Below are 21,069 nucleotides of genomic sequence, written 5' to 3' on the forward strand. Positions count from 1 at the left end.
TCGGGCCTAAAGCACCTGATCCAGCACCCGCTTCAGCCGGGCCACCGTGCCATCGACATCATAGAGCTTGTCCAGCCCGAACAGGCCCAGACGGAAGGTGCTGAACCCCTCGGGCTCGTCACATTGCAGCGGTACCCCGGCCGCGATCTGCATGCCCAGCGCGGCGAACTTCCTGCCGTTCTGCACCTCGGGGTCGTCGGTATAACTGACCACCACCCCCGGTGCCCCAAAGCCTTCGGCCGCGACCGAAACGACCCCCTTGTCGCGCAGCATCGCCCGCACCGCGTTCCCCAGCAGCCATTGCGCGTCGCGCAGCTTGTCGAACCCATAGTCACGGGTCTCCAGCATCGTGTCCCGGAACGCCCGCAGCGCATCGGTGGGCATGGTGGCGTGATAAGCATGGCCGCCGCCCTCATAGGCCTGCATGATCTGGCGCCATTTCTTCAGATCCAGCGCGAAACTGTCCGAGGTGGTCTCGGCCAGCCGCGCCTCGGCGCGTTCAGACAGCATGACCAGACCAGCACAGGGCGAGGCGCTCCAACCCTTTTGCGGGGCCGAGATCAGAACGTCCACGCCGGTGGCCTTCATGTCGATCCAGGCACAGCCCGAGGCGATGCAGTCGAGCACCATCAGCGCGCCGACCTCGTGCGCTGCGGCAGCCATCGCGCTGACATAGTCGTCCGGCAGAATGACCCCGGCCGAGGTTTCCACATGCGGCGCGAACACCACGCCGGGTCGCTGGCTGCGAATGGTTTCGACCACCTCGTCGATCGGCGCAGGCGCAAAGGGCGACGGGCTGGAATTCCCCGTTTGACGGGCCTTCAACACGGTGGCTGACGCCGTCAGCCCCCCGGTTTCGATAATCTGGCTCCAGCGATACGAGAACCAGCCGTTGCGTACCACCAGCACATTGGCGCCACGGGCGAATTGGCGGGCCACAGCCTCCATCGCGTAGGTTCCGCCACCCGGCACAATGGCCACGCCATCCGCGCCATAGACGCTCCGCAGCATCCCTGAGATGTCGCGCATCACCTGCTGAAAAGCCTGCGACATGTGATTGAGCGAGCGGTCGGTGAACACAACCGAAAACTCCTCAAGCCCCTGTGGATCGACGGTTTCCAACAATGCGGGCATGGAGGCTCCTTTCAAGTTTTGATTTTTTAGAAATAAGACACAAACTATGGGAATGGGCTGGCCATTATCAACAATTGACCCAAGGAAAATGTCATTTTGATATTCTCGAATGCAACAGTATCGGCCGGAACGGCAAAAATGACGCCAACCAGTATCAGGTGATCTTTACACTCTGGCGTGTTTCTGAACAGATACGCTCAGCCGGAACCTGAACAGGAATTTCCAGACAGTGAATGCTCACAAGCGTATCAGTTTTCAGTTTGTTCGTGACGAAGTCAAAAGGCGGATTGAAACCCGTGTCTGGCCACAAGGCGCATTGCTGCCGACCGAGACACAGCTGGCCGAGGAATTCAACTGCGCGCGGGCAACCGTGAACCGGGCGCTGCGCGAACTTGCCGAACAGGGCTTTGTCGAACGCAAACGCAAAAGTGGCACTCGGGTCAAGAAATTGCCCAGCAAGCAGGCCAAGCTCGAGCTGTCTGTGGTCAAGCAAGTCGTTGAAGACCAGAATGCCGCCTATCGCTATTCACTTGTGGAACGGAATGTGGTGCCCAGCCCCGGTTGGCTCAGCTCGCAACTCAGCCTGCAGGCAAATGCGCGGGTGCTGCACGTGGTCTGCATGCATTATGCAGACAACCGTCCTTTTCAGCACGAAGAACGGTGGGTCAACATCGCCGCCGTCCCCGAAATTGAAGCGGCCGACCTAGAGCGGACATCGCCGCATGAATGGTTGCTGGACGCCGCGCCGTTTTCGGTTGCCGAAATCGCCTTCAGGGCAATTTCCGCCGACAGCGGCCTTGCCGATTATATGGGTGCAACGACCGCAGCGGCGATGATGCAACTGGAGCGAACCACCTGGAAGGACGGAGTGCCACTGTCCTTTGCGCGCATGACCTTCCACCCCGGATACTGCATCCGCACCCAGTACTGAAACCTAGCCGATGGGCCCCGGTCGGCGTTCTTCGCTCAGAAGCACGTTGGCTTCGACATCTCCGGCCCCAGGCAGTGTCATGATGCGGCGGCGCAGAACACGCTCGAAATCCGCCAGGTCACGCGCCACCACTCTCAGCCGATAATCATACAGGCCCAGAACGTGTTCCACGGTCTGCACCTCGGGGATGGCGCTGACGGCGCGTTCGAAATCCTCGAGGCTGACCTGCCCTTTGCGCGCCAGCTTGACGCCCAGAAATACGGTGACGCCGAACCCCAGCGCCTCGGCATTCAGACGCAGCCTGCGCCCCTTGATGATGCCCGCCTGCTCCAGCCGCCGGATCCGGCGCCATGTCGCGGGCTGCGACAGCCCGAAACGCCGCCCCAGCGCACCCGCGCTCTGCGTGGAGTCCTGCGCCAAGGCGCGCAGCAGCTTGCGGTCAAGATCGTCCAGTTCGATCATACCGGCAGCACCTCGTCCCGTTTGACCCGCGCGATGTGCATCAGGGCCTCGATGTCGGCGATATGCGGCAAGGTCAGGATACGGTCGCGATAGACCTGCTGATAATGCGCCATGTCCCGCGCGATGATGGACAGGCGAACATCCACCCGCCCCAGAAAGGTCTGGATCTCGATCACCTCGGGCACCTTGCGGGCCGCCGCGGTGAACTCGTCGAAGGCGCGCGGCTGGGTCTTGTCCAGCGTCACCCGCAGCGACACCTCGACCGCATAGCCCATGGCGGACCAGTCAATCACGGCCTCCTGCCCCTGAATGATCCCGGCGGCCTGCATCTTCTCGATCCGGCGCCAACACACGCCATTGCTGATCCGGCACCGCTCGGCCAGTTCGGCGGTGCTCAGGCTTGGCTCGGCCTGAAAATGGCGCAGGATGCGGCGGTCGATATCGTCAAGCATGAATTTTTTGTTTTTTCTTATTTCCAAGAATTATTGTTTACATCTTTCGTCAATATCCAATCCCAACGCTCTCGCCAATAGCAATCGTCACAGATAGAACCGCATCAATCGAAACAGAAAGGACCGGCAAAATGCGCGTCTATTACGATCGCGATTGCGACATCAACCTGATCAAGGACAAGAAAGTAGCCATCCTGGGCTATGGCTCCCAAGGCCACGCCCACGCGCTGAACCTGCGCGACTCGGGTGCCAAGAACCTGGTCGTCGCCCTGCGCGAAGGCTCGCCCTCGGCCAAGAAAGCCGAAGCCGAAGGCCTGCAGGTGATGGGGATCGCCGAAGCCGCGGCTTGGTGCGACGTCATCATGTTCACCATGCCCGACGAGCTTCAGGCCGAGACCTACAAGAAATACGTGCATGACAACATCAAGCCCGGCGCGGCCATCGCCTTTGCTCACGGCCTGAACGTGCATTTCGGCCTGATCGAACCGAAAGAGGGCGTGGACGTCATCATGATGGCGCCCAAAGGCCCCGGCCACACGGTGCGCGGCGAATATGTCAAAGGCGGCGGCGTGCCCTGCCTGGTGGCCGTTCACACCGACGCAACCGGCAAGGCGCTGGAAATCGGCCTGTCGTACTGCTCGGCCATCGGCGGCGGCCGTTCGGGCATCATCGAGACCAACTTCCGCGAAGAGTGTGAGACCGACCTGTTCGGCGAGCAGGCTGTTCTGTGCGGCGGTCTGGTCGAACTGATCCGCTGCGGTTTTGAAACTCTGGTCGAGGCCGGCTATGCGCCCGAGATGGCCTATTTCGAGTGTCTGCACGAGGTGAAGCTGATCGTGGACCTGATCTATGAAGGCGGTATCGCCAACATGGACTACTCGATCTCGAACACTGCGGAATACGGTCAATACGTCACCGGGCCACGCATCCTGCCCTATGAGCAGACCAAGAAGGCGATGAAAGAGGTTCTGTCGGACATCCAGCAGGGCAAGTTCGTGCGTGACTTCATGCTGGAAAACCAGGTGGGCCAACCCTTCCTGAAGGCCTCGCGCCGGGCCAATGACGAACACCAGATCGAAGAAGTCGGCAAAAAGCTGCGGGGCATGATGCCCTGGATTTCGGCCGGCAAGCTGGTCGATCAGGAAAAGAACTGAGCCGGAACGGTTGAAACCAAAGGGCGGCCACAGTGGCCGCCCTTTTCATGCACAACGGATGAACGGCCAGCGATGGTGCATCAACCCGACATACGCGACTGGAGCGGCGTCATTGCCCTGGGCCTGATCTGGGGCGGCACCTTCATGGTTGTCGCGATGGCGTTGGAAGGCTATGGCCCGATCACGGTGGCCACGGCGCGGACGACTCTGGGGGCGGTGATGCTTCTGGCTTTGATGGGGCTGGCCGGGCGGCGCATCCCCAGCCTGACACCAAGTCTGGCGTGGTCGGTAATCCTGATCGGCATCCTGTCCACCGCGCTGCCTTTCGTGCTGCTCAGCTGGGGGCAGCAATATGTGCCTTCGGCTTTTGCCGGGCTGTCCATGGCGGCAATTCCGCTGATGGTGCTGCCGCTGGCGCATTTCTTCTCGGACGAACCCCTGAACGCACGTCGTTTCGTCGGGGTATCCCTGGGCTTCACCGGAGCGCTGGTGCTTATCGGCCCAGGGCTGGCGCAACTGGGCAGCGGGGCCGAGCCGCTGGCCCAACTGGCCTGCATCGGGGCGGCGTTCTGCTATTCGGTGGCGTCGATCCTGACCCGGCGCTGCCCGCCGATCGACCCGGTGGTACTGGCCGCACTGACATTGGTGGTGGGCGCGGTGATCCTGCTGCCGGTCATGTTGACGACCGAGGGCGTGCCCGCCCCGCAGGGCCTGCGCCCAACCCTTGCCTTGATCGTGCTGGGGCTTGTGCCAACGGCCTTTGCGACCCTGCTGCGGGTATCGATCATTCGCAGCGCCGGGTCGGTCTTCATGACGCTGGTGAACTATCAGGTGCCGGTCTGGTCGATGATCTTCGGCGCATGGATCCTGTCCGAGGCGCTGCCGCTGCGGTTCTACATCGCGTTGGCGCTGATCCTGACCGGAATGGCCATCAGCCAATGGTTCAGTCTGCGCAAGTTGCTGTTGGGCTACTGACGCGCGGCGGCTTCGACCTCGGCCACGATCCCATCGACGACCTGAGCCAAAAGGGCGTCGTCCTCGCATTCCGCCATAACGCGGATCAACGGCTCGGTGCCCGACTTGCGGATCAGCAACCGCCCCTGCCCGTTCAGCCGCGCCTCGGCATCGGCGATCGCGGCCTTGACCGTGTCCGTTTCCAGCGGGGCCTGCCCCTCGCCATAGCGCACGTTCTTCAACAGTTGCGGCACGGTCTCGAACTGCTGCGCCAGATCCGAGGCTTTGCGTCCGGAAATGACCATCTCGGCCAGGAAATGCAGCCCCGCCATCAGGCCATCACCGGTGGTGGCATAGTCGCTCATGACGATGTGGCCGGATTGCTCGCCGCCAAGGTTGAACCCGCCTTCCCGCATACGCTCGACCACATAGCGGTCACCAACCGCCGTCCGTTCCAGCCGCAGCCCGCGCGCGCCCAGGAACCGCTCCAGACCCAGGTTCGACATGACGGTCGCAACAAGAGCGCCGCCTTTCAACCGTTCGGAAGTGGCCCAGGCGGTGGCCAGAAGGGCCATGAGCTGATCACCATCGGCGACCTGTCCGGTCTCATCCACGATCACCACCCGGTCGGCATCACCGTCGAGGCAGATGCCCACATCCGCCCCATGCGCCACGACGGCCTCGGCCGCCACGCGCGGCTGGGTCGAGCCGCAGCCCAGATTGATGTTCGTGCCGTTGGGCGCCGTTCCCACCGGGATCACCTCGGCCCCCAATTCCCACAGCACCTCGGGCGCGGTGCGGTGTGCGGCCCCGTTGGCACAGTCAATCACCACCTTCAGACCGTCCAGCCGCAGATCGCGCGGCAGAGATGACTTGACCCGCTCGCCATAGCGGAACCGCGCGTCATCGACACGCCGGGCGCGCCCGATATTTTGCGCCCGCGCGGGTTTGACACCCGCTTCGATAAGCTGTTCGATCTCAAGTTCGGCTTGGTCGGACAGTTTGAACCCATCGGGGCCGAAGAACTTGATCCCGTTGTCCTCGGCCGGGTTGTGGCTGGCCGAAATCATCACACCCAGATCAGCCCGCATCGACCGGGTCATCAGCCCGACCGCCGGTGTCGGCACCGGTCCCAACAGCAGCACGTTCATGCCGGTCGATGTCAGACCCGCCGTCAGCGCACTTTCCAGCATATAGCCCGACAGGCGCGTGTCCTTGCCGATCACCACCCGGTGAACGCCCGAGCCATCCCGGCGGAAGTAGCGCCCCGCGGCCGCGCCGATCCGCAACGCCATCTCGGCCGTCATCGGATAGGTGTTGGCGGTGCCCCGCACCCCGTCGGTTCCGAACAGCTTGCGCATTCCTGCTTTCTCCGGTTGGTCCTGCCTGCGACCCGATTACCGGACAGCGGCCCACAGGCGCAAGGCCTGAGCGGTCTCGGCCACGTCATGTACCCTGATGATCTGTACACCTTGCGACAATCCAGCCAACGCCACGGCGATTGATCCCGGTGCGCGGGCATCCTTGCGCGGTTCCTTGCCGATCCGGCCGATGAAGCCTTTGCGTGACACGCCCAGCAGGATCGGGCAGCCCAACCCATGAAACAGGCTGAGATTGCGCAGCAAGGTCAGGTTGTGTTCCTCGGTCTTTCCGAACCCGATACCCGGATCAACGATGATCCGGCCCCGATCCAGCCCGAGGCCTTCCAGCCAGGCCACCTGCCCGGACAGGAAATCGTAGACGTCCAGCAGAACGTCGTCATAGGTCGGGTTGTCCTGCATCGTGGCCGGGTCGCCCTGCATGTGCATTACGCAGACCGGCGCATCGATCTCGGCGCAGAAAGCGCCAAGTGCAGGATCGAAGGTAAAGCCCGAAACGTCGTTGATCAGCCCCGCACCGGCCTCGACCGCAGCCCTGGCCACGGCGGATTTGCGCGTGTCGATCGAAATCAGCGCCGGTGTCTCAGCCCGGATCGCGCGGATCAAGGGCTGGGTACGGGCGATCTCTTCGTCCTCGGGCACGAAATCCGCACCGGGGCGCGTGGATTCACCGCCGATATCCAGAATAGTCGCACCGTGCGCGACCATTTCCCGGGCTGCTGCACAAGCGGCGTCGGGGGTGTTGTGCTTGCCACCATCGGAAAAGCTGTCTGGCGTGGCGTTCAGGATGCCCATGATCTGCGGCTGCGTCATATCCAGCCCGGCAATCTCGGCGCGCGGTTGCATCAGCCGGTCGAGCCACGTTTCAGGGATGTCGGCGGCTGCAACGATCCGGGGTGCCGCGTCACGCCGCAGGCATTCGGCATGGGTGAACCACAAGCCCTGCCCCGCCAGCGGCGAGGCCCCGTCCGGGCGCACAGGCCCGTGTTGCACCAGTGGGCGATAGTAACTGGTCACAGTTGCGCCTGCTCCACCGGGACCGCCCGCAGCGGTGTCTTGGGCGCCTCGGGCAGTTGCCCACCGATGACCAGCATTTCGCTGGCTTCGAAAGTGGCGGCGAACCAGGCCGCCAAGGCCACCGCATCGGACGGTGCCGCCGAAGGCCCATCGACCGCATCCAGCACGATCTTGGACGGTGCCCAGACACAGATCTGGCCGTTCTTCATGGCCCAGTTCAGCTCGGTCCGGGTCGACACGACGACACAGCGCGGGTCGCGCGCTGCCAGCACCCAGGCGTTCTGCTCGATCGCCAGCAGGTCGATCCGGCGCTGGGTCATGGCGTGGCCGGTCTGCGGCACTGGCAGATCGGACGCGCCGACGCACAGGATCAGCGGCCGCTGCCGGCTCTCCAACTGGTCGATCCAGCCCGACAAATTGTCGGACTCAATCGCTGCGTTCGACAGAAAGACCAGCCTGGGATGGGGACGCTCTTCCTCGATGACATCGTGGTGGACGGCATCCTTGCCACGCACGATCTCGACCCCCAAAGCGCCGGGGCCCCGATCCAATTTTTCGATTCGAACAAAAGCTCTTACCGCCTGAGGTTCAAGCAGAATCCGCTCGGCGATCCGTTCGGCCAGCGTTTCCAGAAGGTTCAGACGCTCAGCCGCCAATTCGTAGGCGATGGCCTCGGTCACCCGGTCGTAGGACAGGATGCGGTCGACGTCATCGTCGATCTGCTCGGTCAGCGGGCGCACCTCGACCACGATGTTGAAGCAGATACGCTGGGTGGTGCCCCGCTCGGCCTGAAAGGCGCCGATCTCAACCTCGACGATGTGATCGCGCAGGGAAATGCGATCAAGCGGTCCGCGTGGCGCGGTCGCCTCGGACCGTTCGGACGGATGCGCAAAGGCAAGGCGGATTTCAGAGCTCATGGCACAGGCCTTTTCGGGCAGCTTGGACAGGTTTGCCCAAATTATTCGTTGGGCGCGGCTATAGCACTCAAACAAACGCCATTCCAGCCGCCGAAAGCGGCGTCAGGTGACGCGGTACCAGCTCATCATACCAGACGCGGCATGGCCCAGCATGTGACAATGCAGCAACCAGTTGCCCGGGTTGTCGGTTACCAGCGCTATCTCGCGGGTTTCGCCACGTTCGACAAGAACCGTGTCGCGCCACGGGCCAAGACTTCCGTCCGGCAAGACCAGACGAAAATGGTGGCCGTGCAAGTGCATGGCGTGCGGAAAAGCTGTTTCGTTGACAAAGGCGATCCGGTGAAGGCTGCCAAGGGACGCATCCAGAAACGGGTCGTCGGGGCGTTCGGCATAACCGTTCAACGCCCAGAACCGGCCCAACTGCGCCAGTTCGCGGCCAGACAATTCCGTATCGCCCAGCCGGGCACTATCCAACCAGCGCATGGCCCCGCCCTGCAGTGTCATGCGGTGACGCGGAACGCCATCCAGCCCCCTGATCTCGGGCAAAGAGTTTGGCGGCAGCGGCTGAACACTTTTGCGGGGCACCGACGCGGCCTGCCCCGAAACGTCCAGGCGCACGACGCCAAAGGCGCCGTCGCGTTCCCGGCTGAACAGGCCGGCCGCGCTGCCATCTTCGGCCACGACGTCGACGATCAGGTCCGCCCTCTGCGCGGGCGCCAGCGGGAATGTGTCTTCGATCGCGATCGGATCCGACACCGGCATGCCGTCCAGCGCGACGATCCACCCCGCCAAACCATCAAGACCCAGATCGAATATGCGGGCGTTCGCGGCGTTGATCAGGCGCAACCGTAGGCGTTCGTGGCGCTTGACGGTATAGGAGGGGTCGAAACGTCCATTGACCGTCACAAGGTTGCCAAGGCGTCCGGCATGGCTGAGGTCGTGCCCATTTTCGAAATCACCGGTGATCTGCGCGGTTTCGGGGTCGAGCCGCCAGTCGTCCAGCATCAGGGTCAGATCCTGATCGACATCCGGCGCCTGGGGCTCTTCGACGATCAAGGGGCCATAGAGCCCGCGCGCCACCTGCTCGACCGATTTATTGTGGGCGTGGTACCAAAAGGTGCCCGCGTCCGGCGCGACGAATTCATAGTCGAAAACGCCGCCCGCCGGCACCGCATCCTGCGTCAGCCCGGGCACACCGTCCATGTCGTTGGCAATGCGGATACCGTGCCAATGCACCGAGGTGGCCTGCGGCAGATCATTCACCAGACGGCGCTGGACCCGCGCACCCTGTTTCACCTGTATCGGCAGGCCCGGTACCCGACCGCCATAGCCCCAAACACCAGTCTGTGGGTAACCCTCGGGCGCGATCAACTGCGTTCCCTCGCGCGCCTGCAGGGTCGGCGGAGCAGCTTGGGCAAACGTCGGATAAGCCGCAAACGCTGCAGCAGATTTCAATAGGTCTCGGCGGCTTGGTTTCATCACGGGTCTCCTTTCCCGCAACATAGCCTGCCTTCACCCCCGCGCCATCAAGCGTACAGCGCGGGTGCGTCAATTCGCGCTAGTTGCTCGCTGTCCGGTAGTTGTGGCGATAAAAGATGTGCACGCCGATCCTCGCGGTCTCTTTGTAGACCCGCGCCCAAGACGGGCGAACAGCCTTGGTGTGATAGTGCGTTGCGCCCGAAGTGAGCGGTTTACCAACCCCATCCATGGCCAGACGCGCCACCTTGGCAACACGCTCATAGGCCTTCTTTTCACGGATCACCTCTTTGCGGCCGTCGCAGGTATAGGTAAATTGGCACTGATACTTCTTGCCGGTACCCTGACGGATCACGCCGCAAACCGAATTGGGGAAGCGGCTGCTTTCAACCCGGTTCAGAATCACCTCGGCAACCGCGAACTGGCCGCGGACGCTTTCACCGCGCGCTTCGAAATACAGCGCTTCGGCCAAGCATTTCCAGTCCTCTCCGCCGGCCGCCTTGGGCAATTGATCGAGCCATCCTTTCGAGTATGTAACCTCAACCGGCTTGACCTCTTTGCGTGGTTGGAAAAGCTTCAGGTAATCACGGAAGCCTTGCCCCGGCAGTTCGTTGCGGGACACCAGTTCACGCTTGGCGGAATCGGTGGTCTCTCTCTCGGCGACGGACGCACTCGGCAGCACGGTTGCCGCCGCAATGGCAACAGCCAGTATGTAACGTATCATCAGATAACCTCGCACAGGCACTTCACGCGCCATACCCTCCCCCGGCGGGCGCGAGGGGGGTTTACCCCAGACGGGGCGAAACGTCCAGTTTTGAGGATTCGGCAAGAGAAATCTTGCCCGTCGGGCCAAAAAAATTGGCCACAGGTCCACCCCAAGCCCACTATTCTTAGGGCTCGGAGGGCAGGTCAACCCCCAAGTTTTGACGCAATCGCCAATTGAGCGGAAGCCAGCCGAGCAACCGGAACCCGGAACGGAGAACAGGACACATAGTCGAACCCAAGGTCCCGGCACAGGGCGATTGATTCGGGGTTACCGCCATGTTCACCGCAAACCGAAAGCGTAACATCCGGCCGGGCCGCACGCCCGCGTTCCGAGCCCAGCTTCAGCAGCTCCCCCACCCCGTCGGCATCCAGAACATGAAACGGATCCTCTGAAAATACGCCCTGCCGGACATAGGCCGACATGAACCGACCGGCATCGTCCCGCGACAAGCCATAGGTCATTTGGGTCAGGTCGTTGGTGCCAAAGCTCAGGAACGACACATGGGGCGCGATCTCTTCCGCGCGCAGGCAGGCGCGCGGCGTTTCGACCATCACGCCCAGGCGGTACTCAAAATCCTGCCCCCGCTCGGCCGCGACGGCTGCGGCCACCGAGTCGATGCGGGCCTTGACCAGCTCGACCTCGCGCTTGGCCGACACCAGCGGGATCATCACCTCGGGAACCACCGGGGCGCCGTTCTTGCTGGCCTCGAGGGTCGCCTCGAAAATCGCGCGGGCCTGCATGTCATAGATTTCGGGCACCGTCACGCCAAGGCGGACGCCGCGCAGGCCCAGCATGGGGTTGTATTCGCTCATCGCCTCGACCCGGCGCTCAACATCCGAAACCGGCAGGTCCAGCGCCTCGGCCAGTTCACGCTGGCCGCTGCGGGTCGTGGGCAGGAATTCGTGCAGCGGTGGGTCGAACAGGCGGATGCAGACGGGCTGCCCTTCCATGATTTCGAAAAGCTGTACGAAATCCGCGCGTTGCATAGGCAACAGCCGCGCAAGCACCGCCGCGCGACCGGCAGGGGTCTCGGCGAAAATCATCTCGCGCATCACGATCAGGCGACCGGGGTCGAAGAACATGTGCTCGGTCCGGCACAGGCCGATCCCCTCGGCCTGGAACCGGCGCGCGACCTGCGCATCGGCGGGCGTGTCGGCATTGGCGCGAATGGCGATGTCGCGTTCAGCATCGGCCCAGCCCATCAGGGTCTGGAAACAGTCGTCCAGCGCCGCCTCGAGCATTGCCGGCTCACCCGCCAGTACCTGCCCGGACGTGCCGTCGATAGTCAGAGTGTCGCCGGTCTTGAACACGCGACCGTCCGGCGCCACCAGATGTTTCTTCTTGGTCTGGAACCTCATCTCGGACGCACCGACGATACAGGGCAGCCCCAGACCGCGGCCAATCACGGCGGCGTGGCTGGTCATCCCGCCCTTTTCGGTCAAAACGGCCACGGCCGCATGCATGCCCCGCACATCCTCGGGCGAGGTTTCGCGGCGCACAAGGATGCAGGGCTCGCCACGCGCGGCGCTGGCCTGCGCTTCGGCCGAGGTGAACACGATCCGCCCACTGGCCGCCCCCGGGCTGGCCCCGATGCCGGTAGTGAGCACGTCACGCTTGGCCTCGGGATGGACCTGCCGGTGCAGCAACTCGTTAAGAGAATGCGGATCGATCCGCATCACCGCCTCTTGCGGCGGGATGATTCCGTCTTCAGCCAACCGAACGGCGATGCGCATCGCGGCGCGAGCGCTGCGCGGTACGCGCACGCCGTCCAGAATATGCACCTTGCCGTTCTCGATCACGAATTCAACCTGCATTTCCTCGCGCAGCTTTTTGCGCATCAACGCGGCATGTGCCTTGAGGTCGGCAAAGGCTTGCGGCGCCACATCCTCGAGCGACGGTCCGCGGGGGTCCTTTTCCAGATAAAGTGCGGAAACGCCTTCGCCCAGCGCGTCGCGGCCCTGGCTCTGGCTCAGATAGCGGCCCGTGATCTGCGGCAGACCCGTCGTGGGGTCGACCAGTTGCAGAACACCCGAGCCGCACTCGCCCTGCCCGACGCCCGGAATCATCTCCTGGATCACCAGACCCAGCCCGGCATCGGCCGGCGCCCCCTTGGCCTGACGCAGCAATCGTGCCGACGTGCCGTCCCACGCCCGCGCCATCGAGCGCAGCACCCCGATCAGCTGCTCGCCACGGTCCTGTGGGAACTCCTCGTCGGTCTCGTCCTCGTAGGCGCGCAGGGTCTGGCGCAGCCCGCTGCGGCCGTCGCCCTCGATATCGTCGAACACATCCGGATCCAGCCGAGCGACGTGGATCGCATAGCTTTGCACGAACCGCAGATACAGGGCGGCGGCGGCCTCGCCCCCCATCTTGTCGGACAGCTCGACATAGCGCGCGTCGTTCATGCCGATGTTCAACACCGCGCCCGGCCCACCCCAATCGGGGTCCTCGGAACTGGGCCGAACACACAGCAGCGCCGAAGCATCGAATTGTTCCAGCACCGCCTCGATGTCGGGCACCTCGCCATCGGCGATCCGCTGGACGGCGTCGAAAGACAGCGCCACGGTGCGCGGCACTGGCAGGTTCAACCGCACCAAGCGTTGCAGGCATTTCGCCCGCCCGCCATGCGTATTCGCGGCGATGGGCGCATCGGGTGTGACAAGCGTTGTATGTGGATTATTCTGCACTGCGGCACCTTTTGGTTTCTCCGCAGCATAAGCGCCTGCGCCGGTCGCGCAAGGGCCGAGTGGGCGCGCCGCGGCGCGCCCGTGGGCCTCAGCCTTCGATCTTCGTCAGGTCCGCGACGCTGGAACAGATCTGGCGGATCTGGCTGAGAAGGTTCAAGCGGTTGCGGCGCAGCACGGCATTGTCGGAATTGACCTGAACGTCCTCGAAGAATGCGTCGATTGGCCCGCGCAGCGCGGCCATCGCTGCCATCGCCGCCGGGAAATCCTCGGCCTCGAGTGCCGGCGCGATCTTGGCCTGCGCCTCCTCCAGCGCGGTGAACAGGGCCTTTTCGCTGTCGGTTTCAGCAAATTTCGGATCGGCCCCGAAGGAATATTCCACGCCGTCCTTTTCCTCGGCCTGGGTCAGGATGTTGTTGGCGCGTTTGAATCCCTGCACGAGATTCTCTCCATCCTCGGTCGCGATCACCACATTCAACGCGCGGGCGCGTTTAACCAGCAGGTTGATGTCATCATTCCCGTCCATCGCGATACAGGCGTCGATCACGTCGTGGCGTATGCCTTCGTCACGCAGAAAGACCTTGAGCCGGTCGTGGACGAAGGTAAGCAAATCTTCCAGGATCACCGCATCTTCGCGGAAGCTGGAGTTCCGGTCATTCAGCGTGTCCCACAACGTACCGAGAATTCCACGCTCGGCAATCATCGACGCCAATGCCTCGATCCCCAGATCATGCAGTTTGTCGACCTCGACTCCCATGATCCGAGCGTATTCCGCGCGCTTTTCCTCGATGGTTTCACCGGCCGAGGTGTCACGCTTGAGAGCGTGCGGGAAGTAGGCCCAGACACAGGCCTCTTTCAAATCCAGCCTCAGATCGTTCTCTAGGATCAACCGGATCACCCCCAGCGCCGCGCGGCGCAGCGCGAACGGGTCTTTCGAGCCGGTGGGCTTTTCATTGATCGCCCAGAACCCGGTCAGCGTGTCCAGCTTGTCGGCCAGCGCCACGGTCATCGACAGCGGTGCCGCCGGAACATCATCCGACGGGCCCAGCGGGGAGTAATGCTCCTGCGCCACGGCGGCCACGGCGGCGTCTTCACCGGCGGCCTCGATGTAATAGCGGCCCATAAGCCCCTGAAGTTCGGGGAATTCATACACCATTTCAGAACTCAGATCGGCCTTGGCCAGCCGCGCGGCCTTTTCAGCCTGATCCGGGTCGGCACCCGTCACCGGGGCCAGTTCGCGGGCCAGCGCGGCAATGCGGTCGATCCGCTGGGCCTGGGTGCCCAGCTTGTTGTGGAAGGTCACGTTCTCAAGCGCGCGGGTCCATTGCGTAATGTCTGCCTTGGCAACGCGCAGATCATTTTCCCAAAAGAATTTTGCATCGGCCAGACGGGCCGACAGCACCTTCTGGTTTCCGGCCAGAATGGTCGCGCCATTGTCGCTGGTCTCGCGGTTGGCGACGGTGATGAACCGCTCGATCCGCCCCGTCTTGGGATTGCGGACCGAGAAGAATTTCTGGTGCTCTTTCATCGAGGTCTGCAGCACCTCGGGCGGCAGGTCGAGGAATTCATCGTCGATCTGCCCCATCAGCACCACCGGCCATTCGACCAGCCCGGCCACCTCGGCCAGCAGGCCCTTGTCCTCGACCACCTCCAGACCGGCAGCAAAGGCCAGGTTCTGTGCGTCGTTCCAGATGTGCTCGGCCCGTTCCTCGGGCGACAGCACGACAAAGGCGCGCTTCAGCTTGGCGGCGTAATCCTCGAACCCGGTCACGGCAAACCGGCCGGGCGCCATGAAGCGATGGCCCTCGGTGGTGTCACCGGTCGTGATCCCGTCGATCTCCATCGGCACGACCTGCGCACCGCCTTCATCACTGAGGATGCACAGGATCGAATGCAGCGGGCGCACCCAGCGCAGCGAGGAACTGCCCCAGCGCATCGACTTGGGCCAGGGGAAGTTTCGGATCGTGTCGGCCAAAACCTCGGCCACGATCTCGGCCGCCGGGCGACCCGATTTCTCGATGGTGGCAAAATAGACCGCGCCCTTGGGCGTCTCGCGCTCTTCCAATTGGTCGCGGCTGATCCCCGCGCCACGTAGGAAGCCTTCGATGGCCTTGTCCGGCGCGCCAACCTTGGGGCCCTTGCGCTCCTCGCGGATGGTGGGGCTTTCGGCCAGCAGCCCCTCGACCGCCAGCGTCAGGCGGCGCGGCGTGGTCAGGGCGTGGGCGTGGGCATAGGTCAGACCGGCCTCTACCAGACCGTCGGTGATCCGTTTTTTCAGATCCTCGCCGGCGCGGGTCTGCATGCGCGCGGGGATTTCCTCGGAAAACAGTTCGATCAGCAGGTCGGGCATTTTCGATCCTTAGAAATTGACGATCGTCTGGATGACGATGGCATTGGCGATATCCACGAAGAATGCGGATACAAGGGGGAGCACGATAAAGGCAATAGGCGAAGGCCCGTATCGCTTGGTTACGGCGGTCATATTGGCAATTGCGGTCGGTGTCGCGCCCAGCGCGAAGCCGCCAAACCCCGCCGCCAGCACGGCCGCGCGGTAGTTGGCGCCCATGACCGGGAACAGAACCCAGATCACGAAAGCCACTGCAAACAACGTTTGCGCCGTCATGATCACCACGATCGACAGGCCCAAATCTGCGATGGTCCACAGCTGCAGGCTCATCAGCGACATGGCCAGAAACGCGCCCAGCGCAAACTCCGAAATCAGCGCCAGCGACGGCGTGCGCGACACAGGCGCAGCGCGCGGGGCCAGCAGCGGACGCAGGTTGCCGATCACGATGCCCATGATCAGGCACGGCACGAACAACGGCAGCTTCAAACCCGCGGCCAGGATCACCTCGGACAGAGCATAGCCCGCGATGATGGCCATGTTCAGGTACAGCAGCACCCGCATCACCGTCAGGTGGTCGATCTTCGCGGCAGCGTCTGACGGCTCGTCGGGCAAGCCGATCGTGTGTTCCTCGTCCGGGCGGTTTGGCGACAGGTCGCGCCCTTCGATCAACAGACGCGCGATGGGGCCACCGACCAGCGCGGCCAGAACAAGCCCGAGGGTCGCAACGGCCACCCCCAACTCGGTCGCGCCCTCAAGCCCGGTGGCCTGCGCGACCTCGGGCGCCCAAGCGATGGCAGTGCCATGGCCGCCGATCAGGGCGGCCGACCCGAACAGAACGCCGGACTGCGCCGGATAACCAAAGGCCGCCGCCCCCGCCGCGCCGATCAGGTTCTGCGCCACGATCGTCAGCAGCGTGAGGATCAGCAGTAGCAGCAAGGGCTTTCCGCCTGCGATCAGGTCGGACAGCCGGGCGTTCAGGCCGATCCCGGCAAAGAACAGCACCAGCAGGAAATCCCGCGTGGTCAGGTCGAACTCCAGTTCGATCCCGAACAGCAAATACAGCGCAAGAACCACCAGTGAGGCCAGCAGGCCTCCGGTCACAGGTTCGGGAATGTTGAACCGACGCAGAACCTCGGCGCGGGCGTTGATCTCGGCGCCCATCAGGTAGACTGCAAAACCCAGTGTTGCCGTCACGAAACCGGGGATATCCAAGGTGAACCCCATCCTGCCGCTCAGCTTTCCGGGCGGGGCGGACATTCCTCGCCGACCACGGTGCCGTCATAGGCCTTTTCGCCGCAGTTGTTCAGGACGTGCCAGGCAAAGCCGCGCCCGTCCTGGGTGACCGCAACCACCCGGTCCACGCCATAGTGGATGTTCTTGACGCCGATGAACGCGCGGGCCGAACCGCTTGCCAGCGCCTTTCCCAACGCCTCGGCGTCGTAGCAGTCGAACCAGCCCGGTGCTGTCAGCGGCTCGGCCTTTTCGGCGGGTTCGAACTGCTGGGCCAGTTGATCCGGTGTCAGATCCGTCGTGAAACAGGCCCGGTACCGGATCGGAGAGCTGTCGGCGTCGATGGCTTGAAACCCGTCATAGGAAATGGGCACCGTCGCGCCGCTTTGCCGGTCGGTCAGAACGACATCCCGGCCGGGGGTCGGCGTTACGGTGTAGTAGTACCCGTAGACCTGCAGGTAATACATGGCCACGCCCGCCATCACCGCGCAGATCACAATGAGAATTGCCAGCAGCTTTCCGGTCATAGATCACGCCTCCTGTTCACGCAGCGTCTTTCAAGTCGTCCGAAAATGAGACAGTGTGGGAACCTGAACCTGATATCGTAAGGCTATTTGGATGGATCTGACACTGGCCACCGGATTTTTCGGCGCGCTGTTTGCGATCATGAACCCGATCACCAACCTGCCCGTTTTCCTGACCGTGACCGAGGGCCTGGACCTGGGCGACCAGCGCAAGGTTGCGGTCAAGACCGCCGTGTACTGCCTTGTTCTCGGGGGTCTTTTCGCCATCCTCGGAAATCATATTCTGGGGCTGTTCGGGATCAGCGTCAATGATCTGCGGGTCGCTGGCGGCCTGGTTGTTCTGCTGTTCGGGCTGAACATGCTGAACGGTGGCGAAACCAGCGCGCATCACGGGACGGACAGCGAAAAACAGGCCTACCCGGCGCCCGAGACTGTCGCCTTCTATCCGCTGACCTTTCCCATTCTCGTGGGGCCCGGCACCATCACTACGGTCATCCTGTTTGCCCATCATGTCAGCAACGTTGCCGATGCCATGCTTTATGCCGGGGTGTTTTTGGGCGTGACGCTGCTGTTGCTGGTCACGTTCTGGAATGCCGCGGCCCTCGGCCGGCGCCTGTCGGACAACGCCCGCGTCATCATGAGCCGTCTGATGGGCATGATCCTGTCGGCCATCGCGGTCGGCATGATCGCGGACGGCCTCAAGGCCCTGCTGCCGGGATTGGCCTGAGCGGCCCATCAGGCCTGATACCCGGCCGCCTCGGTCTGCACGAAGGCATCGGCGCATTGCTTGGCCAGCGCCCGCACCCGCCCGATATAGGCCTGGCGTTCCGTCACCGAGATCACGCCGCGCGCGTCCAGAAGGTTGAAGATGTGGCTGGCCTTGATGCACTGGTCATAGGCGGGATGCGCCATGATGATGCGCTTGCCCGTCTTGGGGTCCGCATGCTCCTGGCTCAGGATCGCAGCGCACTCGGCCTCGGCTTCTTCGAAATGGCGCAGCAGAACCTCGGTATTGGCCACGTCGAAATTCCAGCGGGCGTATTCTTCCTCGGTCTGCTTGAAGATGTCGCCATAGGTCAGCGGGATCGGCGATTGTGGATCGTTGAAGGGCATGTCCATCACGTGATCGATGCCCAGCACATACATCGCCAGCCGTTCCAGCCCATATGTCAATTCGCCTGAGACCGGCGCGCAGTCATGGCCGCCGACCTGCTGGAAATAGGTGAACTGGCTGACTTCCATCCCGTCACACCAGACCTCCCAGCCCAGGCCCCATGCGCCCAAGGTGGGGCTTTCCCAGTCATCCTCGACAAATCGGATGTCATGCAGGTCCATGTCGATGCCGATGGCCTGAAGGCTGCCCAGATACAGCTCCTGAAGGTCCGGCGGGCTGGGTTTGATCAGCACCTGGTACTGGTAATAATGCTGCAGGCGGTTGGGGTTTTCGCCATAGCGGCCGTCGGTCGGGCGGCGCGAGGGCTGCACATAGGCCGCAGCCCAGGGCTTGGCGCCAAGTGCGCGCAATGTGGTTGCAGGGTGGAAGGTTCCGGCGCCGACCTCCATGTCATAAGGCTGCAGGATGGCGCAGCCCTTCGAGGCCCAGTAGTTTTGAAGCCGCAGGATGATTTCCTGAAATGAACGTGGTGCGCTTGACGGTTCGGTCATGACATTCCCTTTGGGCGCGGATGTGCCCGGTTCCGGTCGGTTTGGCCCTTCCTATGCAAGGGGCCAAAGGGCGTCAACGGGCCAATGGCCGCTGGCTGTCACTGTGCCGCCACACTGGAAATTCCCCGTGGCCGGGCCATGGCTTTCGCCCTGGTGAATCGCGTAACCTGTTCCTTGACCAAGACACCGCACCAACGGGCAGAAAATGACACGTATTCTAGTTGCATTTATTTTCACGATTTCCTTCGGTCTGCGGGCCGCGATCGCTCAGCAAGGCACCGACCCCGGCGTCTGGGTGCAGATCGAGGCGCAGCCCTCGCTGCGCGAGGCGCAGGAGCGCGCCCAGGCCTATGCCAGCGATCTACCCGACGTGAACGGGTTTCGCCTGAACAGCGGCTGGTACGCCATCGTCATCGGCCCCTATCTTCGTGCAGATGCCGAACAGGTACTGCGCGTCTATCGGGCCGAGCGTCAGATCCCGTCGGACAGTTTCATCACCTTTTCCGCCGCGCTGGGGCAGCAATTTTGGCCCATTGGCGCGAATGTCCTGAACCGGGGCGCCATCAGGGCCCCCGTCCAGCCCGAGCCCGAACGGCCCCAGGCCGGCCTGACCCAGCAACCGTCGGACGAAACCCGCGCCCAGGCTCTGCAGTCCGAACGGCGGCTGAACGCGCAGGAGCGCAAGGACCTGCAGACCGCCCTGCAGGCCGCGGGCTTCTACAGCGCTACGATCGACGGCGCATTCGGGCAGGGCACCCGCCGGTCGATGGCCGACTGGCAGCGGTTCAACGGGTTCGAGCCCACCGGCGTTCTGACCACCGCACAGCGCAAGGTGCTGATGGATGACTACAACGCACCGCTCATCAGCGTTGGCATGCAGCGCCATGTCGATGACCGCGCCGGGATCTCGATGGACCTGCCGCTGGGTGTCGTGGCCTTTGACCGGTACGAGGCTCCGTTCGCCCATTTCAACCCGAAGGGCGATCTGGACGCCCGCGTTCTGTTGATCAGCCAAGAGGGCGACAACAACACCCTGCGTGCCCTCTACGAGGTGATGCAGTCGCTGGAAATCGTCCCCCTGAACGGCCCGCGCGAGATCAGTCGAAACCGCTTCTCGATCGAAGGTCGGGGCAAAGGGATCGTTTCCCATACCCAGGCCGAGTTGAAGGATGGCCGGATCAAGGGTTTCACCCTGGTCTGGCCCAAGGGGGACGAGGCCCGCCGCACCCGCGTTCTGGCCGCCATGACCACCAGCTTTGCCCGGCTCGACGCGGTGCTGGAATCGTCCGCCGGTGCAACGGCCAGCCAGAGCGTCGATCTGATGTCGGGCCTGCGCATCCGCAAGCCGCGCCTGTCACGGTCGGGCTTCTTTGCCGACCCGAGCGGGCTGGTCATGACCGTAGCCGAGGCCGTCCAGAACTGCAGCCGCATCACCCTGGATGACGATCAGGACCTAGAGTTGGCCCACAGCGACCCGGATCTTGGTGCGGCGGTGCTGCGACCGGCACGCAATCTGGCGCCGATGGCCGTGGCGGCCCTGAACGACACACCTCCGCGGCTGCAGTCCGAAGTAGCCGTGGCCGGGTATTCCTACGAAGGCGCGCTGGGTGCCCCGACGCTGACCTTTGGCAAGGTCGCAGACATCCGCGGGCTGAACGGCGAAACCGGCGTGACCCGCCTGAACCTTGCGGCGCAACCGGGGGACGCCGGCGGGCCGGTCTTTGACGATCACGGCAATGTCGTGGGCATGTTGCTGCCCACCCGGGCCGAAGGCCGCTCCCTGCCACGCGATGTCAGCCTGGCGGCCGCCGCCGACCACCTGCATGACCTTCTGTCAAAAGCAGGTGCCACGGCCCAAACCGCGCAGGAAACCGGACAGGTCTCGCCGGACGAACTGAACCGCCGGGCAATCGGCATGACGGTCCTGGTGAATTGCTGGGACTGATCCGGGCCTTGTGAACCGACCGAGGGCGCCGCAGT

18 protein-coding genes are annotated in these 21,069 nt (G+C 63.4%); 5 read left to right on the forward strand and 13 right to left on the reverse strand.

The window, feature by feature from the left end; all coding sequences use genetic code 11:
• Positions 1 to 6: 6 nt before the first annotated feature.
• Positions 7 to 1,134 carry an aminotransferase class V-fold PLP-dependent enzyme gene (locus AC2FM3_RS12335; protein ID WP_496682183.1) on the reverse strand — a complete coding sequence of 376 codons (1,128 nt, stop codon included), beginning with the start codon at positions 1,132 to 1,134 and terminating at the stop codon, positions 7 to 9.
• Between the two features lie 316 nt (positions 1,135 to 1,450).
• Between AC2FM3_RS12335 and hutC the strand changes: the two genes are divergently transcribed.
• The gene (gene hutC, locus AC2FM3_RS12340; protein WP_496682185.1) at positions 1,451 to 2,065 is read left to right on the forward strand and encodes a histidine utilization transcriptional repressor HutC; all 615 of its coding nucleotides are present in this window, start codon (positions 1,451 to 1,453) and stop codon (positions 2,063 to 2,065) included.
• Positions 2,066 to 2,068: 3 nt separating this feature from the next.
• Here the strand turns inward: hutC and AC2FM3_RS12345 are convergent, their stop codons facing one another.
• Together AC2FM3_RS12345 and AC2FM3_RS12350 are read right to left on the reverse strand one after the other, a co-directional pair.
• Positions 2,069 to 2,527, reverse strand: a complete 459-nt coding sequence (locus tag AC2FM3_RS12345) for an Lrp/AsnC family transcriptional regulator (protein ID WP_496682187.1) — start codon at positions 2,525 to 2,527, stop codon at positions 2,069 to 2,071.
• Positions 2,524 to 2,979: an Lrp/AsnC family transcriptional regulator gene (locus tag AC2FM3_RS12350; RefSeq protein ID WP_496682190.1), complete on the reverse strand. Its 456-nt coding sequence runs from the start codon at positions 2,977 to 2,979 to the stop codon at positions 2,524 to 2,526. Before AC2FM3_RS12350 ends, AC2FM3_RS12345 begins: the two co-directional genes overlap by 4 nt.
• A 131-nt stretch (positions 2,980 to 3,110) precedes the next feature.
• Between AC2FM3_RS12350 and ilvC the strand changes: the two genes are divergently transcribed.
• Complete coding sequence (ilvC, locus tag AC2FM3_RS12355; protein WP_496682193.1) at positions 3,111 to 4,133, forward strand: ketol-acid reductoisomerase; 1,023 nt, start codon at positions 3,111 to 3,113, stop codon at positions 4,131 to 4,133.
• Positions 4,134 to 4,205: 72 nt separating this feature from the next.
• Entirely contained in the window at positions 4,206 to 5,108 is a 903-nt protein-coding gene (locus AC2FM3_RS12360; RefSeq protein ID WP_496682196.1) for a DMT family transporter, read from the forward strand.
• Here AC2FM3_RS12360 and glmM read toward each other — a convergent pair.
• The 9 genes from glmM to AC2FM3_RS12405 all read right to left on the reverse strand — a co-directional run bounded on the left by glmM (position 5,102) and on the right by AC2FM3_RS12405 (position 17,427).
• Positions 5,102 to 6,448, reverse strand: coding sequence for a phosphoglucosamine mutase (gene glmM / locus AC2FM3_RS12365; protein WP_496682198.1), 1,347 nt, complete (start codon positions 6,446 to 6,448; stop codon positions 5,102 to 5,104). The two genes, AC2FM3_RS12360 and glmM, sit on opposite strands and share 7 nt — an antisense overlap.
• Positions 6,449 to 6,484: 36 nt before the next feature.
• Positions 6,485 to 7,483, reverse strand: coding sequence for a dihydropteroate synthase (gene folP / locus AC2FM3_RS12370; protein WP_496682201.1), 999 nt, complete (start codon positions 7,481 to 7,483; stop codon positions 6,485 to 6,487).
• On the reverse strand, positions 7,480 to 8,400 hold the full coding sequence (locus tag AC2FM3_RS12375; protein ID WP_496682204.1) for a dihydroneopterin aldolase: 921 nt from the start codon (positions 8,398 to 8,400) through the stop codon (positions 7,480 to 7,482). Before AC2FM3_RS12375 ends, folP begins: the two co-directional genes overlap by 4 nt.
• Before the next feature lie 102 nt (positions 8,401 to 8,502).
• Positions 8,503 to 9,879 (reverse strand): multicopper oxidase family protein, encoded by a 1,377-nt coding sequence (locus AC2FM3_RS12380; RefSeq protein WP_496682206.1) that lies wholly within the window; start codon positions 9,877 to 9,879, stop codon positions 8,503 to 8,505.
• Between the two features lie 79 nt (positions 9,880 to 9,958).
• Positions 9,959 to 10,633, reverse strand: coding sequence for a cell wall hydrolase (locus tag AC2FM3_RS12385; RefSeq protein WP_496682209.1), 675 nt, complete (start codon positions 10,631 to 10,633; stop codon positions 9,959 to 9,961).
• A 152-nt stretch (positions 10,634 to 10,785) separates the two neighbouring features.
• A complete protein-coding gene (locus AC2FM3_RS12390; RefSeq protein WP_496682212.1) occupies positions 10,786 to 13,326 on the reverse strand; it encodes a putative PEP-binding protein in 2,541 nt (846 codons plus the stop codon).
• Between the two features lie 88 nt (positions 13,327 to 13,414).
• Positions 13,415 to 15,673, reverse strand: coding sequence for a glycine--tRNA ligase subunit beta (glyS, locus tag AC2FM3_RS12395; protein WP_496682215.1), 2,259 nt, complete (start codon positions 15,671 to 15,673; stop codon positions 13,415 to 13,417).
• A 9-nt stretch (positions 15,674 to 15,682) separates the two neighbouring features.
• Positions 15,683 to 16,894 carry a sodium/glutamate symporter gene (gene gltS, locus AC2FM3_RS12400; RefSeq protein WP_496682248.1) on the reverse strand — a complete coding sequence of 404 codons (1,212 nt, stop codon included), beginning with the start codon at positions 16,892 to 16,894 and terminating at the stop codon, positions 15,683 to 15,685.
• An 8-nt stretch (positions 16,895 to 16,902) separates the two neighbouring features.
• Entirely contained in the window at positions 16,903 to 17,427 is a 525-nt protein-coding gene (locus AC2FM3_RS12405) for a DUF6446 family protein (RefSeq protein WP_496682218.1), read from the reverse strand.
• Positions 17,428 to 17,518: 91 nt separating this feature from the next.
• On the opposite strand from AC2FM3_RS12405, the gene AC2FM3_RS12410 reads away from it, so the two are divergent.
• On the forward strand, positions 17,519 to 18,151 hold the full coding sequence (locus AC2FM3_RS12410; protein WP_496682221.1) for a MarC family protein: 633 nt from the start codon (positions 17,519 to 17,521) through the stop codon (positions 18,149 to 18,151).
• Between the two features lie 8 nt (positions 18,152 to 18,159).
• On the opposite strand, the gene AC2FM3_RS12415 is transcribed toward AC2FM3_RS12410, so the two are convergent.
• Complete coding sequence (locus tag AC2FM3_RS12415; protein ID WP_496682224.1) at positions 18,160 to 19,089, reverse strand: glycine--tRNA ligase subunit alpha; 930 nt, start codon at positions 19,087 to 19,089, stop codon at positions 18,160 to 18,162.
• 205 nt (positions 19,090 to 19,294) lie between these two features.
• Between AC2FM3_RS12415 and AC2FM3_RS12420 the strand changes: the two genes are divergently transcribed.
• Entirely contained in the window at positions 19,295 to 21,034 is a 1,740-nt protein-coding gene (locus tag AC2FM3_RS12420) for a serine protease (RefSeq protein ID WP_496682227.1), read from the forward strand.
• The last annotated feature ends 35 nt before the right edge of the window (positions 21,035 to 21,069 follow it).

Source organism: Ruegeria sp. BHSB172 (assembly GCF_059613165.1).